The sequence below is a fragment of the Paenibacillus sp. FSL F4-0097 genome (assembly GCF_038593125.1).
In the GTDB taxonomy this organism is placed as follows: domain Bacteria; phylum Bacillota; class Bacilli; order Paenibacillales; family Paenibacillaceae; genus Paenibacillus_AQ; species Paenibacillus_AQ odorifer.
The window spans coordinates 1,842,196-1,863,931 of record NZ_CP151965.1 but is presented as its reverse complement, the minus strand read 5'-3'; the positions used below and the strand labels follow the sequence as shown (position 1 = coordinate 1,863,931).

Genomic DNA, 21,736 nt, shown 5'->3' with positions numbered 1-21,736 from the left:
TTCTGCCGGGAAATCCCGCTATTGCAGCTCAGCCACAGTTACGCCCGCGCCGCCTTCGTTATAATTCCCGAGCCGATAACTCTTCACATGCTTGTGCTTACGCAAATATTCCTGAATTCCTGTGCGCAGCACACCCGTTCCTTTACCATGAATGATGGCGATTTGGCCCAGATTACCTAAAAAGGCTTCATCGATAAAACGATCTGTTTCCATGATAGCTTCCTCCAGGTTAGTCCCGCGCAAATCCAGTTCACTGCGAATGTTCTCATCACGGGAACGTTTGACGGTTGTCGCATGGCGAAGGGCCGTTGGCGCAGCTGTTGCCTTCGAGGAGAGCAATTCCAAATCATCCAGCCTTACCTTCATCTTCATAATGCCAAACTGCACCAGCGCCTCTTTAGTACCGCTTAGCTCCACCACAAAGCCCTTTTGGTTCAAGCTGTCGACTTTCACTTCATCTCCAGGACCAATTGTCCGTGGGGCCTTGGCAGTCTTGCGGGTAGCAGCCTTCTTGCGCGGTGATGGCTCAGCTTCATCCAGACGTCGCCGCGCTTCAATCAGCTTATGCTCTTTAACTGAAGCTCCTTCTTCCATAGCCAAGCGGCGCAAATCACTGATAATTTCCTCAGCTTCCTTACGCGCTTTGTCCAGGATCGCGCTGGCGTCCTTCTCTGCCTTCTCGAGGCGTTTCTCGCGCTGGCTTTCCAGCTTCTCAAGCTCTTGCTGTTGTCTGCTGCGTAGCTCCTCCACTTCACGGCGGATGCCCTCTGCACGTTCATGCTCCTGTTCCGCTCCCAGCCGATTCTCTTCGAGAGAAGCAATCATATGCTCCACGCGCAGATCTTCTTCCTTCACTTCACCGCGGGCATGCTCCAGAATCGCATGAGGCAGGCCTAGACGCTCAGCAATCGCAAAAGCGTTGCTTCGTCCCGGTACGCCGATCAACAAGCGATAGGTTGGGCTAAGGGTCTGGACATCAAATTCCATACTGGCATTGATGACTCCCTTACGCTCATAAGCGTAAGCTTTCAATTCGCTATAATGTGTTGTTGCGACCATCCGGCATTCGATCCGGTGAATATGCTCCAGAATGGCAATTGCCAGCGCAGAGCCTTCTGCCGGGTCGGTTCCAGCACCCACTTCATCAAGCAGAATAAGGCTCTTAGGAGTCATTCTACGCAGAATGGAGATAATATTAGTCATATGACTAGAGAAGGTACTCAGACTTTGCTCAATGCTCTGTTCATCGCCAATATCAGCATAAATGGCATCAAATACACACATCTGGCTGCCTTCCTCTGCTGGAATAAACAAGCCGGACATCGACATTAAGCTTAACAAGCCGATGGTTTTGAGGGTAACGGTCTTACCACCGGTATTCGGTCCGGTTACGATAATTGAGCTGTATTGATTGCCCAGCTCCACGTCCAAAGGAACCACATGCTCCGCTGGAATAAGCGGATGCCGCCCTTTGCGCAGCTTAAGATAACCGCGGTCATTCATGCGCGGCTGAGTAGCCTTCATATCACGAGCAAGACGCGCCTTGGAGAAGATGAAGTCCAGTTCTCCCAGAATATCAATATCGTAGGTCATTTCTTCCGCAATGTCGGCTACAAGTGCCGTCAGCCTGTGTAAAATGATCTCAATTTCCCGTTCTTCGCGCAGCCGTGTTTCACGAAGTTTATTATTCATCGCCACAATAGACTCTGGCTCGATAAATAAAGTCGCTCCTGATCCAGACTGATCATGTACGATACCGCCGAAATGGGCACGGTACTCCGCTTTTACAGGAATAACAAACCGATCACCACGAATGGTTACCAGCTGATCCTGCAGCATTTTCGCTACTGAAGACGAACGAATCATCGAATCCAGCTTCTCACGAATTCTGATCTCTCCTCCGCGCAATTCACGGCGAATGTTAGCCAGCTCAGAACTAGCTGTATCAAGTACATCAGCATTCTCGTCTATACATAAGCGGATGGCATCTTCCACATGTTTTTGCTCCGATAAAACGTCGCTCAGTGAGAACAGGAGCTCAATCTTTTCTTCCTCATGCATAGCTGCCAGGAAACGTTTGACTCTGCGTGCGCCGCCAATGGTATTTCCAACGGCCAGCAGCTCAGTTGTTCCCAGCATTCCGCCTATAGACGCACGTTTTAGTGCAGCTCGAATATCGCTTACCCCGCCGAACGAAGGAATACCCTTCAGGCGGTCCACATTAGCCGCTTCATCCGTGGCTTGAAGCAGCTTCTTCACGCCTTCGAAATCGCCGGAGGGTCTTAGCTGCTCAGCAGCCAATCTCCCCATGGGGGTTTGCGTATATTGCATTAATTTATTTAAAATCTTGCGATATTCAAGCGTATGCAAAATTTTGTCGTCCAATTACAGTCACAGCTCCCTTCATAGATGTTTCCATTATACAGAATTCAGGTCAATTTCGCTATTTGGGTCTTATTTTTAAGCATAGAATCACGTAATAAGGTCACAATAAGAACTGCACATATCCTTAGCATGGGCCAAAGGAGGTTAGTACAGTGAATTTCTTAAGTCATGTTGGTCGTTTTGTGGTCGCAGCGCTTGTTCTGATGGTTGTTGGCTGGATTGTTCCACAGTTCACGGTTGGTGGGTTCTGGAGCGCTCTAATCCTTGCACTGGTGATTGCGCTACTCGGCTGGGTAGTCGAAGGAATCTTCGGCAAAAAAGCAACGCCTTTCGGTCGCGGTATCGTCGGCTTTATTGTCAGTGCGGTAGTTATCTGGGTCGCTCAATTCGTAGTCAGCGGAGTCAGCGTATCCATTCTGGGTGCCATTTTAGCAGCTCTGGTCATTGGGATTATCGACTTGTTCCTGCCGGTATCCACTCCATTTGAGGCCGCTAAGTAACAAAAGCTCTTCACAACACAGAACCCCTTATTCCCGGTTCTTCTCCGGCAATAAGGGGTTCTGTGTTGTTTTTATGCAAAAGACACAATCTCCTCTTTATGACTTTCAGCACAGTTGACCACTCTGTTCTTGCCTTGCTTTTTAGCGGTATAAAGCGCCTTGTCTGTTTTACGGAAGAGAAGCTCTTTCCCATCCCCAAGCTGATAATCACAAATTCCAATGCTAACGGTAATCGGCTTGTTCCCAGCCTGCAAATGTTCAATTTGAGCAATATTTTTCCGTAATTTTTCTACTGCTTCATAGGACTCCGAGAAACTTTTATCTGTAAAAATCACAGCGAACTCTTCCCCGCCATACCTAGCCGCAAAATCATTTAATTCAATCATACCGCCTACCTTGTCCGCTATCACCTTAAGCACAAGGTCTCCAACCCTGTGTCCGTAGGTATCATTCACTTGCTTGAAGTTATCAATATCGAAAAGAGCCAGCTGCAGTTGAAGGTTGTTGCTTTCACATTGCTCCAATAATGAATCCAAATATTCATGAAAGGTTTTATGATTATAGAGTCCAGTAAGTGCGTCAATCTTCAGCAGCTTATCCGAAATAGCCCTCTCCACCATTAGATCTTGGCCCGCCTTCGTTAATCTCTCTAAATTTATACGCGCTTCACGAGCACGAATAATTACTGCAATAGCCATCAGCACAAATACCAAAAATACACACTCTACCATCAAGAATTCAAGCAGCGGTTTATGTAGGAATGGCCGTTCCAACCCAAAATATACCCCAGCATAAAACACAATACTAAATAACCCCATTATGTACAGGAGCTTACGATCAAAATAAATAAGAGCAACCATAATCGGCATCATAAGTGTCATCTGAGCACCGTCAACAAAAGGCTCTAATACAAAATACATAAGGTAGGACACTAAAAAACCACAGCTAACCACCCCATATTTAGGGGACTGTTTACTATAACGCAGCCACAGCTCCGCAGTAATCATAAGGACCACAATTAGTAAATTACAGGCTATAAATAAATGCCACAGGTTCGTGTCCATTGTTGTTTTTATTTGGAGTCGGTCAATATTCGACAAAAACAGCAACTGTGAGATTAATAAAAGAATGACTACCATCCAATAGCCTTTTAAGATTCTACGGTGCCAAACCTCCGTACTTAGCGCATCGTTAATACTTGTAATATGTATCCCCTACTTTTAGACGTTAATGTAATAGCTTTCATTATAATAAATTTTAGTTATATTTTCATCATTTTTTTGCAATTTACGACAAAGTTTGAACAGTCTGCCTGTTCACAGATTTTTCACATTTAATCAAAGCGCTTTCTTAAATTTTAAGTTATGATGTCTACATAATTGTCACATTTTCACTATGCTTGGACTTCTTGGGAGGGGATTTAGATCATTAAAAAATTTGCAATTCTACTTTCAATGGTGTTCGTTATAGCACTTACAGCCTGTGGGAACAGCAATGATAGTGCTGCTGGCAATGCTAACACATCGGAGCCGGAGATCGAGGCAGAAACAGAACTCATAATTACAGCTACGAATTACAGCTTTGATCAGGAAGAATATCATCTAAAAAAGGGTGTACCCGTCAAAATCATTTTTAAAAATGATGACGGCAATCACGGTATCCTTATTCCTGAGTTCGAGCTGCAGCTTAATGAAAAAAAATCCTCAAAGGTGATCGTACCAGAGGAAGCTGGAACTTTCGAAATGACCTGTTCCATTATGTGTGGCTCCGGACATAGCGGAATGAGAGCTACTATCATCGTGGAATAGATTACACATAAACAGCCGATTATTAGGGATTCTCCCTGATATCGGCTGTTTTTTTAATCTGAGCTCATTAATAAAGAGTGCTGACCCGAGATAGATCTCTCTACTCATCAGGTCAGCCCTCTTACTTGCATCCGGCATTCAACTGTCCTGCTCGATCAGTTGAATCCATTCATTATATTCATTTTGCAGCTTGGCATATTCCTCTTTAAGGTTACGATGCTCGTCCGTAAGCTTGTCAAGCTCTTCCTGACGCATTTCAAACTGGACCTGCAACAAACGAAGCTGTCCTTGAACCATTTCATAGCTTTCACCAACTTCACCTAACTGCTGAAGCACCTCGCTACGTTCACGATCAATAGCTTCCTGCTTCATCTCAGCCTCGCCGGCTTCCTGCTGCCAAATGTCGATCTCCTCGCGCAGCTTCGCTTCGAGATCCGTCCACTGCAGCTGCCGATCGGATAGCTCCTCGTACTTGTGCTTCCAAGAAGCTCCGTACGCCTCTGCTTCCTTCAGCACTTCCTGTTGCTCAGCAACAGTAGCAGCGGCTTCACGACTAGCTTCAGACAGCTCTTCTAAGCGTCGTGTTGCCTCTTCGCCTTCTTCCTGCAGCAGTTGATATCTTTCCTGCAGGCGTTCTCCTTCTTGCAGTACATCATCGTATTGAGCAATCAATTCCTCATAACGCACACGAAGCGCAGACAGCTCCTTCTGAACCTGCACACCTTGCTCCCGAAGTGCCGCTGTTTCGCGTTCTGCATCTGTACGAAGCTGAACCTCCTGATCCAGCTGCTGTACTAATCCATCGGCTTGCCCACGTAGCGTGTCGATCTCTTTCTGAAGCAACACGGATTTCTCCTCAGACTCCAGCAGATTCATTTCCAGTTCACCAATATCTTCCATACGTTTATCCGAAAGCTCCTGCCAGTTAGCCGCCTCTGCTGCTGATCCCGCAAGTTCTTCCTGAACACGGTGCAGATTCTCACTCGTCTCCTGTAGAGACGCTCTTAGCTCTGTCGCTTCATTCTGTGACTGTTGATAACGCTGGCGTAACTCTTCCAGCTCCTCATTCAACAGTGTGCCCAGCTCAGTAGCTGTGCGCAGCTCTTCACTGAGCTGTTCTTCACGTTTAACAATCGCTTCATATTGTCCAAGCAGCGTCTGTCTTGCATCTCGCTCACTCTTAAGACTGGCTTCAGCCGCCCGTAATCTGGACTGAAGTTGCCCGGTCCCACCACGAAGCTCCGCCAGCTGTTTCTCCAGCTCTTGAATGCTTTGCTTATGTCTATGCTCTTGAGTGCCTTGTGACTGCCGCAGTTCCTTATTCTTGGTTTGCTCCCGCTGCAGTGCTTCACGTTCTTCCGCCAGCTCTTTGCCCAACTTCGCTTTGGTACTCTCAAGCTCTTTACCTAAGGTCAACTTGGTATCCTCAAGCTCCTTACCCAGCGTCAATCTGGTATCTTCGAGTTCTTTACCTAATGTAGACTTGGTAACCTCAAGCTCTTCCTCCAGTGTTGACTTGGTCTCGGTCAACTCAAGCTGCAGAGCAGACAGCGTGTCTGTCTTCTCCTTGGTCAGCGTCTCTCGGATGTTCTCCAGCTCTTGCAGATGAGCAGCCTTCTGCTCCTCCAGCTGCTGCAAGCGGATGGCTTCCGCCTTCGCCAGTTCCTGCCGCTGTTGTTCACGACTAGCTGCCCGCTCTTCTTCGTAGCTTGTCCGCAGTTCTTGCAGCTCTATCTCGCGCTCAAGCAATTCTTCTTCCAGCTTCTTGCGTGCAACTTCCACAGCTTGCACTGCCTCCTGAAGCTGCTCCGCATGTACCTTGCGTTCATTCTCCTGAATCTCCAAATGCCGCTTACGCTCTTCCTCCGCAGCAGCAATCAGTCGCCCAGCCTCTTCTTTGGCCGCAGCTTCAAGTCGCTCAATTTCTTCTTGCCGCTCCCGCTGTACCTCCAGCAGGCGAGATACTTCCAATCGCAGTTCACTGCGTTCACCTGTCATCATGTTTAGTTCATTTTTGAAGTCCTGAACCTGAATAGCCTGCTCCGCCATATGTACAGCTGCAAGCACCGCTATACGCGGTGTGTCCAGTCTGGTGTGTGATTTAGAAATCGTGCGCATATGTTCATCAACATAACGGGCCACTTGTTTCATATATTCAGTACTGCTTCCGACGAGTTTATAGGAAGTTCCGTATATCTCCACGGCGACACGTGTCCGGTCCATAGCCACAGTTGTGCCCTCCTTTGTATGTGTGCGGATTCTAAGCTAGTTTCACTTCTTCTATTGTAGCTTTTTTGGTAAGCATTTGGCAAAATCCCTAATATTCAATAGATTATGGCTGATATTCTCCGCTTTGCACTCTACCTAGAAAAAACCGCAGCGAATCTCAGTTTCTAAATGGATTCGCTGCGGCTTTACACAATTCCTGCTACTTTCTTAATTCTGCACCAAAAGTTTGTTGAAGAGATGCTAATACCTTCTCATGCACCTCTCCTACTTCTTCATCAGTCAATGTATGTTCACTATGACGATACAGCAGTGAGATCGCGATGCTCTTCTTTCCACTCTCCAGCTTACCGCCAGTGTACACGTCAAATACCTGTACGGACTGGAGCAAAGTACCTCCGTTATCACGGATGGAAGCCAGCAGATCGCCCGCTGGTACAGCGGAATCCACGACCACAGCAATATCCCGTTCCATTCCCGGGAAACGCGGAAGCTCATTATATTGCAAACGGCTTTGCGCACTTTCATATAACGGCTGCAATAAAATTTCTGCCGCATAAGTATCCACCAGATCCAGCTGTCTTTGCAGATCCGGATGAATCTGCCCCATCGTTCCGATCTTCACACGGCCCTCGTTCCCGAGTAAATATACCGATGCGGAACGCCCAGGATGAAATCCTTCTGGACTGTCTCCCACATAGACGATTTTATCAGTCAGCCCTAAATGAGCAAATACCGTTTCCAGCGCACCCTTCAAATCAAAGAAGTCCACAGGCTGTGCCGAAACATTCCATTGCTTCACTGTTAAGCTTCCGCTAAGCAACAGCCCCAGCACTGGCAGTTCGCGTGGTTGGCGAGTCAGCTGTTCTTCATCCGTGAAGAAGACGTTGCCGATTTCAAACAATGCCAAGTCGCTTTGACGACGATTGGTATTGTAGCTGGCAATATCCAATAGTTGCGGAAGAAGGCTGGTACGCAGTACGCTGCGTTCTTCACTCATCGGCATAGCCAGCTTCACCGCTACTGCTCCTTCTGATAACGCAGGGAACATTGTGCTTTGTTGCGGCTGGATGAAGGAGTAACCCATCACCTCTTGGTAACCGCCATGTGACAATAAGCGGCGCAGTTCACGACGGAGCGCTTGCTTGTGAGTTAGTGCTCCTGGCGTTGTAATTCCTTCAATTAGAGTCGTTGGAATATTGTCATATCCGTACAGGCGGGCAATTTCTTCAATAAGATCAACATCATAGCTGATATCGCCACGTCTGGTTGGGACTTGAACTTCAATCAGCCCTTGTGCGGTATCTCCGCATTTGAAGTGTAGACGGCCAAACAATGTCTTCACTTCCAGCAAGGACAAATCCGTTCCCAGATAACGATTCAGTTTCTCTAAGGACAAGGTGAGAACCTTCTCTTGAACAGCGTCAGTTCCTGCTTGCACGATGCCTTCATGGACCGATCCGCCAGCATAACGTGCAATCAGCACTGCTGCACGGTTCAATGCAGGAATAACTGCACTTGGATCCACTTCCTTCTCGAAACGAAGGGAGGCCTCAGAGCGAAGTCCCAATTGACGCGAGGTTTTACGAATCGTACCACCATCAAACTTAGCAGATTCCAGAACAAGGTTTACCGTCTCAGCAGTAACCTCTGTATCCCGTCCACCCATTACTCCGGCCAGACCTACAGCTTTAACTCCATCAGCGATAACGAGCATTTGCGGCTCTAGCTTACGCTCTTGACCGTCAAGTGTAACCAAAACTTCACCTTCATGGGCAAGACGAACGCCGAGTTCTCCACCTTGCACTTTATCTGCATCAAAAGCATGCAGCGGCTGTCCATATTCCAGCATCACGTAATTGGTAATGTCCACGATATTATTAATTGGACGAACCCCAGCAGCCATCAGACGATTCTGAATCCACAGCGGTGATGGTGCAGGTTTAACACCTGCAATATAACGAACTGCATAATGGCTGCAGTATTCTTCATCTTCAATCTTGACGGAAATGGAATCCGCAGCAGGACCACTGATCTCAATAATTTCGCTTTTTGGATCAGGCAATTTAACTTCACGCCCAAGAATCGCACTTACTTCATAAGCAGCACCAATCATACTGAGGCAATCCGAACGGTTCGGAGTCAGATCGAATTCCAGAATCTCGTCATCTAAGCCGAGGACCTTGGAAATATCCTGACCAATCTCTGTCCCTTCAGGCAGCACAAGAATACCTTCTTGTTGCTCTTTTGGAAGCAATTTATCATTCAGTCCCAATTCTTTGGCCGAGCAGATCATCCCTTGCGATAGGACGCCGCGCAGCTTGGCTTTTTTGATATCCAGTCCTGGCAGCTTAGCACCGACCAGTGCTACAGGTACAGTTTGACCTGCAGCTACATTTTTTGCGCCACAGACGATTTGTAGATCCTCATCTTGGCCCGCATCCACGATACATACGTTCAGCTTGTCGGCATCAGGATGTTTTTCCTTTGATTTCACATAGCCGGTTACGATGCCGGAAATGCCTTTATTGCGGCGCTCTACGCCGTCAATCTCAATGCCGGCAGCGGTAATCTTCTCCGCTAGCTGTTCGGCGGTTACTCCTTCAATCGATGTATAATCAGCCAACCATCCGGTTGATACTTTCATATCCGCTCACTTCCTTTATGTTTCAGATGTATTTATTTCACTGTCGTTCGTGCTGCTTCCTGTGGGAGAACGGATGAAGTGCACTCAATTTCAGCTACACACTATTAAGGACGGTCCCTACAAGGAAATCAAATGCTCCAAAACCCATTCTCCAGCCACTATCAGCTAGCGCACCACAATAACTAAACGCCCTTGAACTGCTTCACAAAACTCATATCATTACTATAGTAATGACGGATGTCATCGATGCCGTATTTAAGCATTGCAATCCGCTCTACACCCATTCCGAAGGCGAAGCCGCTGTATTCAGCAGGATCATAGCCACCCATTTTCAGTACATTCGGGTGTACCATACCTGCGCCAAGGATTTCTAACCATCCACTTTGCTTGCATAGTCTGCAGCCATCGCCACCACATTTGAAGCAGCTTACGTCTACTTCAACACTTGGCTCCGTGAATGGGAAAAAGCTCGGACGAAGACGAATGCCTGTATTCGGTCCAAACATCTCCTGCACAAATTGTTGCAGGGTGCCCTTCAGATCACTCATTCGAATGTTACTTCCAATGACCAAACCTTCGATTTGGTGGAACTGGAAGGAATGCGTTGCATCATCATCATCACGGCGGAATACTTTACCCGGACAGATGATTTTAACAGGAGCTTCACCGTTCATAGCCTGCATAGTACGAATCTGTACTGGCGAGGTTTGAGTGCGCATTAGCAGGTCATCTGTTAAATAGAAAGAATCCTGCATATCACGTGCCGGGTGATTCTTAGGCAGATTTAGAGCTTCAAAGTTATAATAATCGGTCTCCACTTCCGGACCTTCAGCTACACGGTAGCCCATGCCGATAAAAATATCCTCAATCTCCTGTACGACTCTGCTAAGCGGGTGAATGCCCCCCTGCTGTAAACGGCGACCCGGTAAGGTTACGTCTACTTTTTCAGCCTGCAGACGTTGCTGGGTTTCCTGCTCTTGAAAAGCCTCCTGCTTCGCGCCGATAATCTCCTCAATAGCACTGCGAACCTGATTCGCCACTTGCCCGATTACCGGACGCTCCTCAGCACTAAGTCCTCCCATACCGCGCAGAACCTCTGTAAGCTCACCTTTTTTACCGAGATACTTCACTCTTAAATCATTTAGTACCTGCGGATCCATAACCTCCTGCAGCTTAGCCAGCGCTTCAACCTTCAATGCTTCCAACTTCTCTTTCATGGCCGTGTACAGCCCCCTTCAATCATTGTCTAGTTCAACAAAAAAAGGCCTTTCCTCCCGGTAAGGGACGAAAAGACCGTGGTACCACCCTTGTTAGACAAGCTGATCTGTTCCCCTTAAGAGCTTCATTCCCTCTTTTGGCTGGACAGATACCTATCTCACTTTATACAGAAATAACGGTCTGTGACCGGTATCCCCTACCCTTCCCTATTAGACAGCTTAAGGAATTCAGGGAACTGCTCCGGAGTGAACTTCGACAGCTCTGCTTCTTAGAAACGCTCTCAATCCGCGGCGTCTCCTCCCTGTAAGTCAGGCACTGTGTACTCTTCTCCATCACTGCATTTCACAATTCATGCTAATTGTCAGGTATCTCTTTACTACAAGAGATATGTCTCTTTATTATATGCAAAATCTGTCGTTTTGACAAGCTGGATTGGCATCGGGGCGGGCAGGCGTGATTTTTGGAATGATGCCTGCGAACAAAGCCGCACGACTTCACCCCATTCACGCACTGCGTAACGAATAATGAATGATTAGCTTTCCTGTAGTCATTATGACTAAGGGCAGTTTTTTTCAGCAGCTGTAAGCCGTATCATTTATGATCGAGTGGGGTAATAGGATCCATCGGTTTGAATATAGATAATTCAATAGGCCCATACATTAAACTTTAAATTTTGTCTTTTGGATTATTATGAGTAAAGATTGCTCTATAAGCAGCACGTCCTATATACTTGATATACTAGAAACTACCATTTACTCACACGTACACTTTCCTATGTTTTCCCACTATGTATACAACACCTCTTTTATTCCCATAAGCACCTTCAAACATCAGTGACTGAGTTAAATTACGCCTGACCATAGATTGACTTCTGCAGGTTCTACTTAAGCAGCAATAGATTTACTTAATCATCTTATACAGGGAGAAGATGACTGTGGCAGGGTTCTTCGAATTCAAGGTAACACGCAAACTATTCTATGTCTTCGCTGCAATCTCCGTCCTTCTGGTCGGGATCAGCGTGTCCTCGCTACTCTATTTAAATCACACTATTAATAGATTGTCAGATTCTCTTTATGATGATATATATCAGAACTCTAAGCTCATACTAAGCGCCGATCGTGATCTGCATCAAGCTGCTGTAGCCTTGCAAATCGCAATGGGCCCAAACCTAACAGCCGCGGAAGGTGAACAGTTCACTACGGAGTTTATAGATAATAATCTTCAAGCGCAGGAACGAATAAGTCTAGCAAGAGCAAATATCAACGCTATAAAAAAACCTTACAGTGATATGAAACAAAGTGGAATTATCCTTTCCGAATTAAAAAACGAGCTGCGCTCCTTTGAAACTACTATTGTCATGTGGAAAAATTCAGGGCATACGCTAATAACGGAACGGACGAAGAGTAGCTGGAATCCGGATTCATATTCTGCGCTCACCCTAAACTCGCAATTCAATGAAGCTAGAGCATATCTCGATCAAGCAGAGGACTTGATTGGCAACTACGCCTTGCAAGTAACGGACGGTTTTAAGGATAAAAAAAGCGCTTTGTTCTCCCTGTATTCGCTCCTCTTACTTGTGTTTCTCCTGGTCATTATTTACCTTGGACGCAAAATCATCTGGCTCCAGAATGAAATGCTGGAAGAACAAACACTTTATCAGCTAATCGGTGAAACCATGTCTGATTTCATTATTTTGACGGATCCTAACGGGTTGATTCTATACGCTTCCCCCTCACACTCCAGTATTCTAGGCTATGTGCCTAAAAAAGGAGATCCGTTATCCAACTATATACGTGAACCGGAGATTGCCTGGGCTAAATTAAAGAGCGTGGTTCAGGGAACCCCGCGCATTTCAGAACTGCGCATGCGCGGAGCAGAAGGCCAATGGGTATGGCTTGAAACTAAGGTGTCACCTGTTCTCGGCAGCCGTAAATTCCCAGCACAATTCATGCTGTTATCTCGAGAAATTACCCAGCGAAAACAATACGAAGAACGACTACATAAGCTAGCCTTCTATGATCATTTAACAGCGATTCCCAACAGGGCTCATTTCAAAATGTATATGGAGAACCTTATCACACAACCCGAAGAACGGAAGCAAAAAATTGCACTGGCCCTGCTGGATTGTGACAGATTCAAGCAGCTAAATGATACCTTAGGCCATCTGGCTGGAGACGAATTTCTTCAGCTGCTCTCCCGTGAACTTCAGCATACAGTCAAAGGAATAGGTCAGGCCTTCCGGATCGGCGGAGATGAATTCGCAGTTGTACTGCATCGATTCACTTCTCCAGAGATGCTTGATGAAACGCTGCAGCGGTTACTTAAACTGTTCAATAAGTCTTGGTCTGTTGATAACGGGTCCAGCTTCCACACCTCCGCGAGTATCGGAGTAGCTTTATTTCCTGAACATGGAAGCAGTATCAATGAACTGCTGCGTGCCGCCGATTTGGCGATGTACCGCTCCAAAGACCATGGTGGCAATAAAGCCAATCTTTACTATGAGCTTGTGGACGAAGAGTTTGCTGACCAGACCATTGTAAAACCATAAAACCAAATAAAAAGCTGTCTCAGGATACAATCAACCCTGAAACAGCTTTTTTTGTATTGCCACTAACTGCTTAACCGAAGATGATCCTCTGAAATTCCATCAATCTCCTGTTCACGATCCCGGACTAAGACCTTGGTTAACTCTCCATTCGTAGAACAATCAATGAAGCGGTCTCCGTCTCCATCTTTTTCTTCCCAATCATTAAGCCGCAAAATATATCCGATGGATTGGGTATCTGGCAGCACTTCGATGCGGGCTACTGCACGCCCGTTCTCCATATAACGGAAATCGCATTGTCCATCCTGGATTCCTGTATCCCAAACCCAAAGATTCCAGCCTTGGTAATTCCGATCTGGGCGTTCATAGTGTATTTCGATGATTTTAGAGCGTGGGGCTGGCTCACCACATTCATCATAAAGGACCATCATCGACAACCCTTCCACCTCTACCTCATTGCCTTCGATCCTGCGGAGGGCTTCTGTACCTGCATGGGTATGGTCTACTACTATACTCCACCCGTTAGAAATCTCAGGAAGAGCCACCGTCATTCGATCATTATTAGCATTGAAGATAACGGTTATATTGTTCCAAAGATCGCCTCCTGCATGGCCTCTAAGAAAATACGATACTATTCCGCCATCACATCGCAGAAATTCCAACGAACGTTCAATTTCCTGGCGGCCATGCAGACGAAATGCCGGATGTGTGCGCCGCAGCTCGATCAGGCCTTTATAATATTGAAATACGGGCTTAAATACGCTTTTCATATTCCAGCGGATCGAGTTGATCGCGTCACCGCTGCGGTAGCTGTTATGATCCCCAAATTTACTGCGCAGGAGCTCATCTCCAGCATGCAGGAAAGGTATCCCTTGCGATGTCAGAATAATTCCGTTAGCAAGCAAGGAACGACGTACAGTTTCATTACCGAGAATGTTCTCCGGATCTACATTCACGTATGGATTGGCAAGGGCCACTGCATCTTCAAGATCCTCGTTATCCATGTTGGCGATTACCGGAAAATCAGCTTTCTGGCTCCCCCCTTGAACGATAAGCAACTTATCCCATAAATTCAAATTATCATGGGCAGTTACATAGTTCACAGATTCCACAGGCGAGTCCGTAAACTCATGAATTGCTCCTTTAATTCCGGCTGCAATAGCACCTTCTTTGCCGTATTCGCCTGTCACGAACCCTCTTCCGAAGCCATCACTATCCCCTTTGATCGCTGAACGAAAGTTATCGTTGAAGACAGCATAACCCTTGCCCCGTTGTACACCTTTTAGCGTTTTAGTGGCCAGCGGAGAATCTCCACCCGTCCAAGGTTCACCGTAAAGCAACAGATTCGGATTCACTTCTAGACGGAGCTCTTCCGTAATCTCCCGCATGGTAACACTGTCCATCAGACCCATCAGATCAAACCGGAAACCATCGATATGATATTCCGCAGCCCAATAAGATAGGGAGTCTTTAATAAATTTTCGGACCATCGGACGTTCTGTAGCCAGCTCATTGCCAACCCCGGAGCCATTCGACAAACGTCCCATAAAATCGCGGCGATAGAAATAATCTGGGACAAGCGGCTCAAAAGGTCCATTCTCCACAGCATAAGTGTGGTTGTAAACGACATCCATAATTACCGCGATCCCGCGGCTGTGCAAGGCCTGCACCACTTCTTTAAATTCACGGATCCGCAAGCCAGGATTGGCAGGATCGGTGCTGTAAGATCCTTCAGGTACATTATAATGCTGGGGATCATACCCCCAATTGTAGTCCACATTAGCTATGGAGGAACCCCGATTAACCACCTTCAGCTCATCCACGGTCTGAAAATCAAATACCGGCATCAGATGAACATGGGTAATCCCTAATTCAGCCAGATGATCAATCCCCACTGTATTTCCTGCCGGATCCTTTAATCCAAATTCGGTAAATGCTTTGAATTTACCCTTATAATACATACCAGAGCTCTCATGTGAGGAGAAATCACGAACATGCAGTTCATAAATCACTGCGTCGGCAGGATGCTGTAACGGAGGCGCTACATCCTGATCCCAATGTTCTGGATTCGTATCCTGCAAATTAACGATTGCCGATCTTAAACCATTAGCTGATACGGCTGTTGCATAAGGATCTACTGCTTCTGTCACATTACCATCTGCAAAAACAGCACGGTACATATAATATTTCCCTTTTAGATCACCTGATAACTTGGTCTGCCAGACTCCGCCATTACTACGCTGCATATATACAATCCGACCACTGTCCACAACACTCTTATGTGACTCAGCATTCAGTCGATAACCACCTGTTTCGTACAGGACAAGGGACACAGCAAGAGCCGTAGGTGCCCAGACTTTAAAGACACTGTACTCCGTTGAATACGTCAAGCCTAAATCCTTACCCTCATAGACTTCCATCATCAATTCTGCATTTATATAATTTTTACTCATGAATTAACACCATCCTATGGCTCCCCACCTAACCTGTGGGGTTGCTTATAAGTCCATATATTACCAATTCATTACATATTAATACTTGCACAGCGCTGCAAGTCGGCAAATGGAGTATAAACTTTCTATGGATCCTTACTATTATATGTACGACATATTTATAGGTTTGGGTTCCTTATCGACTTTATGCTCATTACTAATACTATCGGTATAGACATCTGCGCAATAAAGAAAATAAACAGTGAACAGTAAATGAGGTCGAATTAAAGTAAATTATAGATTAAAAAACATAAAAAAGCCGACCTCCAGCCATCGGAAGTCGGCAATAGTAGTTGGAAAACAGTAGAACGCTAAAACGGATTAATGCATGCGTTAAAAGTTACTTAGCGATACTTTGAACAAGTGCAGCTACTTCTTCAGCCGTGCCAAGCTGCAAAGCTTTTGCAGCCAAATCCTTCATGTCGGCAGCCGACAATTTAGAAATTTGACTGCGCGCTGGCAGAATGGAAGTTGCACTCATGCTGAATTCGTCAAGACCAAGACCCAGTAGCAGCGGAATAGCTGTTGCGTCACCAGCCATTTCACCACACATCCCTGTCCATTTACCTTCTGCATGGGCTGCATCAATTACATTTTTGACCAAACGCAGGATGGCTGGATTGTAAGGCTGATACAGGTAAGATACCTGTTCATTCATACGGTCAGCAGCCATTGTATATTGAATAAGATCATTCGTACCGATACTGAAGAAATCAACTTCCTTAGCAAACTGGTCAGCCAGTACAGCAGTTGATGGAATCTCAACCATTATGCCGAGCTGAATGTTGTCTGATACTTCCTTACCTTCTTCCCGAAGCTTAGCTTTCTCTTCGAGCAAAAGATCACGCGCAGCACGGAATTCACCAAGCGTAGCTATCATAGGGAACATAATGCGAAGATCCCCGTGAACACTTGCTCTTAGTAATGCACGTAGTTGAGTACGGAAAATATCCTGACGATCCAAGCACAGACGGATCGCACGGAAACCAAGGAAAGGATTCATTTCCTTCGGAAGGTCCAGATAAGGCAGCTCTTTATCGCCACCGATATCCAGGGTACGTACGACTACCGGCTTACCCTTCATGTTCTCAAGTACAGTACGGTAGGCGTTATATTGGATTTCCTCAGAAGGCAGCTTATCGCGACCCATGTAAAGGAACTCAGTGCGGTACAGACCTACACCTTCGCCACCATTCTCAATTACACCATTCACATCATTTGGTGTACCAATATTGGCAGCTAGCTCAACATGTTTACCGTCTGCTGATACTGTTGGTTCGTCGCGAAGTTTCTTCCATTCTGCGATTTGCAAGTCGTAAGCTTCCTGCTTGCGAGTGTACTCTGCCACTTCAGCTTCGCTAGGATTGATCAGAACGTCCCCATTCAGACCATCGACAATCACCAAATCGCCAGAATTCACTTCGGACAGAACCGTTTTAGTTCCAACAACCGCTGGAATTTCCAAAGAACGTGCCATAATCGCAGAGTGGGAAGTCCGTCCACCAATGTTCGTTGTGAAGCCTTTAACGAACTTACGATTAAGCTGTGCTGTATCCGATGGTGTTAGATCTTGAGCAATCACGATTACTTCTTCACTGATTTCTGCAGGACTTACATAATGAATGCCCAGCAGGTGGTTCAGCAAGCGCTTGGTAACATCACGCATGTCAGCTGCACGTTCCTGCAGATAGGCACTCTTCATATTTTCAAACATCTCAATGAATTGCGTAGCCACTTCGTTTAGCGCATAGTCCGCGTTAACCGATTCCTCACGGATTTTATCAATTACAGGATTGATCAGCTCTGGGTCATCAAGAATAAGCAGATGTGATTCGAAAATCTCAGCCTTTTTCTCTCCCAGCTCTGCCAAAGTACGCTCTTTAATCGTTTGCAGCTCCACTCTTGATTTGGCGAGTGCATCATTCAACTTAGCGACTTCTGCTTCAGTATCACTGATACCTGTCTTCGTAATCGTATAATCCGGATGTTTCAGGATAAAAGCACGGGCTACTGCAATCCCTGCTGAAGCCGCGATTCCTGAAATCTTATTCATGGATTTCCCCTAGCCCTTCTTTAATCATTACTTCTTGAAGAGCGTTCAAAGCTTCTGCTTCTTCGCTTCCTTCGGTAATCAAAGACAAAGTATCTCCAGCTTCAAGACCCAATGACAATACGCCAAGAATGGATTTCAAAGTTACTTTTTTACCTTTAGCTTCTGCAAATGCTTCTGTACCTTTGAATTTTGTTGCTGTATTTACCAAGGCAGTTGCTGGACGTGCGTGAATTCCATCTTCATCGACAATTCTGAATGTTTTTTGCATAATATTATCCAACTCGCTTTCTGTTATTAGAGTATTTTAAATTTATAGTGAAAGCTTCGCTTCCTTGTATGAACAAGGAAGCATCGGCCCTTGCACTTTTACTGAATCGTAATGATGTCTTGGTCTCCTATAGAAACCTTACCCGGCTTCTTCAATGTTACAGAAGAGCCTTCTGGTAAATTCGAGAAAATAACAGGTGAGATTACAGAAGGTGCATGTGCTTTTACATACTCTAAATCCACTTCCATAATCGGTTGCCCAGCCGCTACAAGATCGCCTTCTTCAACTAATACCGTGAAGCCTTGACCTTTAAGCTTAACCGTATTAACCCCAATATGAACGAGCACTTCCTTGCCTCCGTCAGACATAATACCGATGGCATGTTTGCTCGGGAACACGTTAAATACCTTACCGTAAACCGGTGAAGCAATTTTCCCATCTTCGGATAGAAACGCGAAGCCGTCGCCCGTCATTTTTTGGGAGAATACTGGATCTGGCACCTCTGTGATATCCAACAATTCACCGTTTACTGGAGATACGATATCTTCCTTGATAATCGCTTCACCAGCTTCACCTGCCTGTTGTTCTTCTTCTGGCTCTGGAGTAACCACTGCTGGAGCTGCTGAAGCCGCAGGTGTCTTTCCGTTAATTACATCTTGAATCTGCGATTTAATCGTGTCTGAACGTGTGCCAAAAATCGCTTGAACGTTATTACCCACTTCCAGCACACCTGATGCACCAAGTTTCTTAAGACGGTTCTTGTCTACGCCTGCCTTATCTTTAACTTCAACACGAAGGCGGGTAATACAAGCGTCTAGATGAGTGATGTTTTCTTTACCACCTAGAGCGGACAAAATGTTCCGCGGTAGATCATCACCGGCTCTGGAGACAGACTCCGTATTCACTTCTTCTTCTTCATTCGTATCTTCTTCACGACCCGGTGTCATAAGATTGAATTTCCGAATTACAAACCGGAAGCCGAAGTAATAAATTAAGGCAAGGGCCAGACCTACCGGAATAACCAGCCACCAAGCTGTACGGTTCGGGATAATACCGAAGAGCACAAAATCGATAAAACCACCCGAGAATGTCATCCCGATTTTAACATCAAGAATATGCATAGTCATAAAGGACAGACCTGCAAACACAGCATGTACAGCGAACAGCAATGGAGCCACGAATAGGAACGAGAATTCGAGCGGCTCAGTAATCCCTGTCAAGAACGATGTCAATGCCGCGGAAATCATCAAACTTCCGACGATCTTTTTATTCTGTGGTTTAGCTTCATGATAGATAGCCAAAGCCGCTGCTGGAAGACCAAACATCATGAATGGATATTTACCCGTAGTAAATGTCCCTGCTGTGAAGTCTACTCCATCGCGAAGCTGCTGCATGAAGATCCGTTGGTCACCACGTACCAATTCTCCAGCTTTATCAACGTAGGTACCAAATTCATACCAGAATGGAGAGTAGAAAATGTGATGCAGTCCAAAAGGAATGAGCGAACGTTCGATCGTTCCGAAGATAAACGCTGCAAGCGTTTTGTTCGTATCAATCATACTTTGTGACACATAGTTCAGACCATGTTGAATAGGTGGCCATACTATTGTCAGTAACAAGCCCAAGATTAGAGCTGTTACCGCCGTCATAATCGGTACGAAACGTTTACCTGCGAAGAAACCTAGGTAAGAAGGAAGCTCAATTTTGAAGAATCGCTTGTACATGGCCGAAGCCAATATACCGACGAGTATACCTCCAAACACCCCTGTTTGCAGTGTTGGAATCCCTAATACGCTGGCATACGAGAAGTCGCCTTGGCTTAGAACGTAATCATTAACACCAATAACTGTACCCATCGTAATGTTCATTACGAGGAAACCGATAATGGCAGCTAGACCCGCAACACCTTCACCCCCGGCTAAACCTATCGCAACCCCCACCGCGAAGAGTAAGGCTAGATTATCAAATACAATTTGTCCTGAATTCATCAATACGTTGGCAACAGCCTGAACAACATGGTTCTCCAGTGCTGGAACATATTGCAGGAAGTCTGGGTTTACCAGCATGTTTCCTATTCCAAGAAGCAAACCTGCCGCAGGCAGAATAGCTACTGGAAGCATCAGAGCTTTACCAACTCTTTGTAAAACACCAAACAACTTTTTAAACATTTAGGTTACTCCTTTCATTAATTTCACTAAAACAGATGCCAAAAAAGGCATGAGCAACACAGTATAGAAGTTGTAATCTAACGCTATCGTTAGATTGCCCCAAGAAGGGGGTTAACAACCAAAATACTGTAATTCACTCATGCCTGATCGAATCAGTTACACGCTCGATATTCTGTTTTGTTGATGACAGTGAACATTGTAGCATCGTTTTTTTTAAGTAGCAAGCGTTTTTTTTGAAACCATGATTTGTTACAACTTTTGCACTTTAAGGAGCTTCACCATTCTTGTCCATATCTTGTTCGTCCACTTTTTTCTGGGCAATACGCTGCAGGTGAATCGTCAAATAACTTACCTCAGCTTGATACACGGGAATTCGCACACGCTGTTCGATAATTTTTGTTAATTTCCAAGCCAACGAATACATCTCAGGATACTCCCGTTTCATGAGTCCATCCAGGGTTGAGGTCTCTTGTACCGCCTCTCCACGGCGTAATCTTTCTAGAACAAATCGCAGATGGGTTACCAGTCTTGAGTAATCAAGTGAATCCCGTGGGATTCGATAGTCCAGATAATTCTCGACTAACCCAACCAGCTCTCCAATCAAGAGAGAATGTTGTCTAACCTCGGAAATTTGCCTATTACTAAGTGCGCTGACAATATGAAGAGCCACAAAACCTATCTCATCCACCGGCAATTCCACGCCCATAGCCTCATTGATCCGTCCAATCGCATATTCTGCCATCTTATATTCCTCAGGATAAATCTCCTTAGTTTCATACAAAAATGGATTATGAATTGGGATATCTTGTTCAAAACGACGGATAGCAAAAGAAATATGGTCGGTAAGTGCAATGTGAATATGCTCATTAAGCGGCTGACGGTTACAATGCATAATATGTAATACTATTTCTTGAACGACCTCAATCAACTTCTCATCCACTTGGGGAAGAAGCTGTTTATATTGTTCCTGCTCCTCCTGGCTACGAAGAATAAACATCTTCTCCACGGAGGATAGATTAATCTGATCACGCAGCTTGCGGTTAAACCCTATCCCTTTACCGATAACTACAACCTCAGAATATTGAGGATGCTGGGCAATGATAACGTTGTTATTTAACACCTTCGCCACTGTTATGCTACTCATTTTTGACACCTCTTTTATTTCTAAACACCTAACTTCCAGCAGCATTCGCAATAAGAAATCGTACGATAAATACAAGCTTTGCTACCATCATAACACCAAGAATTGCATATTAGAAGAACACTCTGTGTCCTTACTAAGCTAGTAGATCAGAGTGAACAGCCTTAAAGGCTTTTATTTTACCTGAAAAAATCTTTAAACACCAGTGAAAGCGACGATGTCCATTTATACAATAATTCCCATGGTATTTCGATAAGCTATAAGCCTTCACCAAAAAACACCTGT

13 protein-coding genes and 1 other annotated feature are annotated in these 21,736 nt (G+C 45.6%); of the genes, 3 read left to right on the top strand and 10 right to left on the bottom strand.

Features of this window, described 5'->3' with window-relative positions; all coding sequences use genetic code 11:
* Window positions 1-18: 18 nt before the first annotated feature.
* Window positions 19-2,385 (bottom strand): endonuclease MutS2, encoded by a 2,367-nt coding sequence (locus tag MHH86_RS08070; protein WP_076224425.1) that lies wholly within the window; start codon window positions 2,383-2,385, stop codon window positions 19-21.
* 152 nt (window positions 2,386-2,537) lie between these two features.
* On the opposite strand from MHH86_RS08070, the gene MHH86_RS08065 reads away from it, so the two are divergent.
* Window positions 2,538-2,885 (top strand): phage holin family protein, encoded by a 348-nt coding sequence (locus MHH86_RS08065; protein WP_036683548.1) that lies wholly within the window; start codon window positions 2,538-2,540, stop codon window positions 2,883-2,885.
* A 71-nt stretch (window positions 2,886-2,956) separates the two neighbouring features.
* Here MHH86_RS08065 and MHH86_RS08060 read toward each other — a convergent pair whose 3' ends face one another.
* Window positions 2,957-3,985: a GGDEF domain-containing protein gene (locus tag MHH86_RS08060; RefSeq protein WP_178944148.1), complete on the bottom strand. Its 1,029-nt coding sequence runs from the start codon at window positions 3,983-3,985 to the stop codon at window positions 2,957-2,959.
* Window positions 3,986-4,339: 354 nt separating this feature from the next.
* Here MHH86_RS08060 and MHH86_RS08055 point away from each other — a divergent pair, with 354 nt between their 5' ends.
* Complete coding sequence (locus MHH86_RS08055) at window positions 4,340-4,693, top strand: cupredoxin domain-containing protein (RefSeq protein WP_235219496.1); 354 nt, start codon at window positions 4,340-4,342, stop codon at window positions 4,691-4,693.
* Window positions 4,694-4,831: 138 nt separating this feature from the next.
* On the opposite strand, the gene MHH86_RS08050 is transcribed toward MHH86_RS08055, so the two are convergent.
* The 3 genes from MHH86_RS08050 to pheS all read right to left on the bottom strand — a co-directional run bounded on the left by MHH86_RS08050 (window position 4,832) and on the right by pheS (window position 10,783).
* Complete coding sequence (locus MHH86_RS08050) at window positions 4,832-6,922, bottom strand: hypothetical protein (protein ID WP_076101561.1); 2,091 nt, start codon at window positions 6,920-6,922, stop codon at window positions 4,832-4,834.
* Window positions 6,923-7,121: 199 nt separating this feature from the next.
* Window positions 7,122-9,566 (bottom strand): phenylalanine--tRNA ligase subunit beta, encoded by a 2,445-nt coding sequence (pheT, locus tag MHH86_RS08045; RefSeq protein ID WP_036683558.1) that lies wholly within the window; start codon window positions 9,564-9,566, stop codon window positions 7,122-7,124.
* Between the two features lie 182 nt (window positions 9,567-9,748).
* Window positions 9,749-10,783: a phenylalanine--tRNA ligase subunit alpha gene (gene pheS, locus MHH86_RS08040; RefSeq protein WP_076146959.1), complete on the bottom strand. Its 1,035-nt coding sequence runs from the start codon at window positions 10,781-10,783 to the stop codon at window positions 9,749-9,751.
* Window positions 10,784-10,843: 60 nt separating this feature from the next.
* Window positions 10,844-11,129, bottom strand: a binding site (T-box leader).
* Window positions 11,130-11,718: 589 nt separating this feature from the next.
* On the opposite strand from pheS, the gene MHH86_RS08035 reads away from it, so the two are divergent.
* Complete coding sequence (locus tag MHH86_RS08035) at window positions 11,719-13,332, top strand: sensor domain-containing diguanylate cyclase (RefSeq protein WP_076146961.1); 1,614 nt, start codon at window positions 11,719-11,721, stop codon at window positions 13,330-13,332.
* Between the two features lie 62 nt (window positions 13,333-13,394).
* On the opposite strand, the gene pulA is transcribed toward MHH86_RS08035, so the two are convergent.
* From pulA to MHH86_RS08010, 5 genes are all read right to left on the bottom strand, one after another.
* A complete protein-coding gene (pulA, locus tag MHH86_RS08030; RefSeq protein WP_051491296.1) occupies window positions 13,395-15,782 on the bottom strand; it encodes a type I pullulanase in 2,388 nt (795 codons plus the stop codon).
* Between the two features lie 379 nt (window positions 15,783-16,161).
* The gene (gene ptsP / locus MHH86_RS08025) at window positions 16,162-17,874 is read right to left on the bottom strand and encodes a phosphoenolpyruvate--protein phosphotransferase (RefSeq protein ID WP_036683566.1); all 1,713 of its coding nucleotides are present in this window, start codon (window positions 17,872-17,874) and stop codon (window positions 16,162-16,164) included.
* Window positions 17,867-18,142 carry an HPr family phosphocarrier protein gene (locus MHH86_RS08020; RefSeq protein WP_036683569.1) on the bottom strand — a complete coding sequence of 92 codons (276 nt, stop codon included), beginning with the start codon at window positions 18,140-18,142 and terminating at the stop codon, window positions 17,867-17,869. Before MHH86_RS08020 ends, ptsP begins: the two co-directional genes overlap by 8 nt.
* Before the next feature lie 98 nt (window positions 18,143-18,240).
* Window positions 18,241-20,310: a glucose-specific PTS transporter subunit IIBC gene (gene ptsG / locus MHH86_RS08015; RefSeq protein ID WP_076146963.1), complete on the bottom strand. Its 2,070-nt coding sequence runs from the start codon at window positions 20,308-20,310 to the stop codon at window positions 18,241-18,243.
* A 265-nt stretch (window positions 20,311-20,575) separates the two neighbouring features.
* Window positions 20,576-21,454: a PRD domain-containing protein gene (locus MHH86_RS08010; RefSeq protein WP_036683575.1), complete on the bottom strand. Its 879-nt coding sequence runs from the start codon at window positions 21,452-21,454 to the stop codon at window positions 20,576-20,578.
* Window positions 21,455-21,736 lie beyond the last annotated feature (282 nt).

Coding starts and splice junctions, on each gene's coding strand:
- pulA (WP_051491296.1), bottom strand. CDS start 15,782: ATGAGTAAAAATTATATAAATGCAGAATTGATGATGGAAGTCTATGAG.
- MHH86_RS08010 (WP_036683575.1), bottom strand. CDS start 21,454: ATGAGTAGCATAACAGTGGCGAAGGTGTTAAATAACAACGTTATCATT.
- MHH86_RS08020 (WP_036683569.1), bottom strand. CDS start 18,142: ATGCAAAAAACATTCAGAATTGTCGATGAAGATGGAATTCACGCACGT.
- ptsG (WP_076146963.1), bottom strand. CDS start 20,310: ATGTTTAAAAAGTTGTTTGGTGTTTTACAAAGAGTTGGTAAAGCTCTG.
- MHH86_RS08055 (WP_235219496.1), top strand. CDS start 4,340: ATGGTGTTCGTTATAGCACTTACAGCCTGTGGGAACAGCAATGATAGT.
- pheT (WP_036683558.1), bottom strand. CDS start 9,566: ATGAAAGTATCAACCGGATGGTTGGCTGATTATACATCGATTGAAGGA.
- ptsP (WP_036683566.1), bottom strand. CDS start 17,874: ATGAATAAGATTTCAGGAATCGCGGCTTCAGCAGGGATTGCAGTAGCC.
- pheS (WP_076146959.1), bottom strand. CDS start 10,783: ATGAAAGAGAAGTTGGAAGCATTGAAGGTTGAAGCGCTGGCTAAGCTG.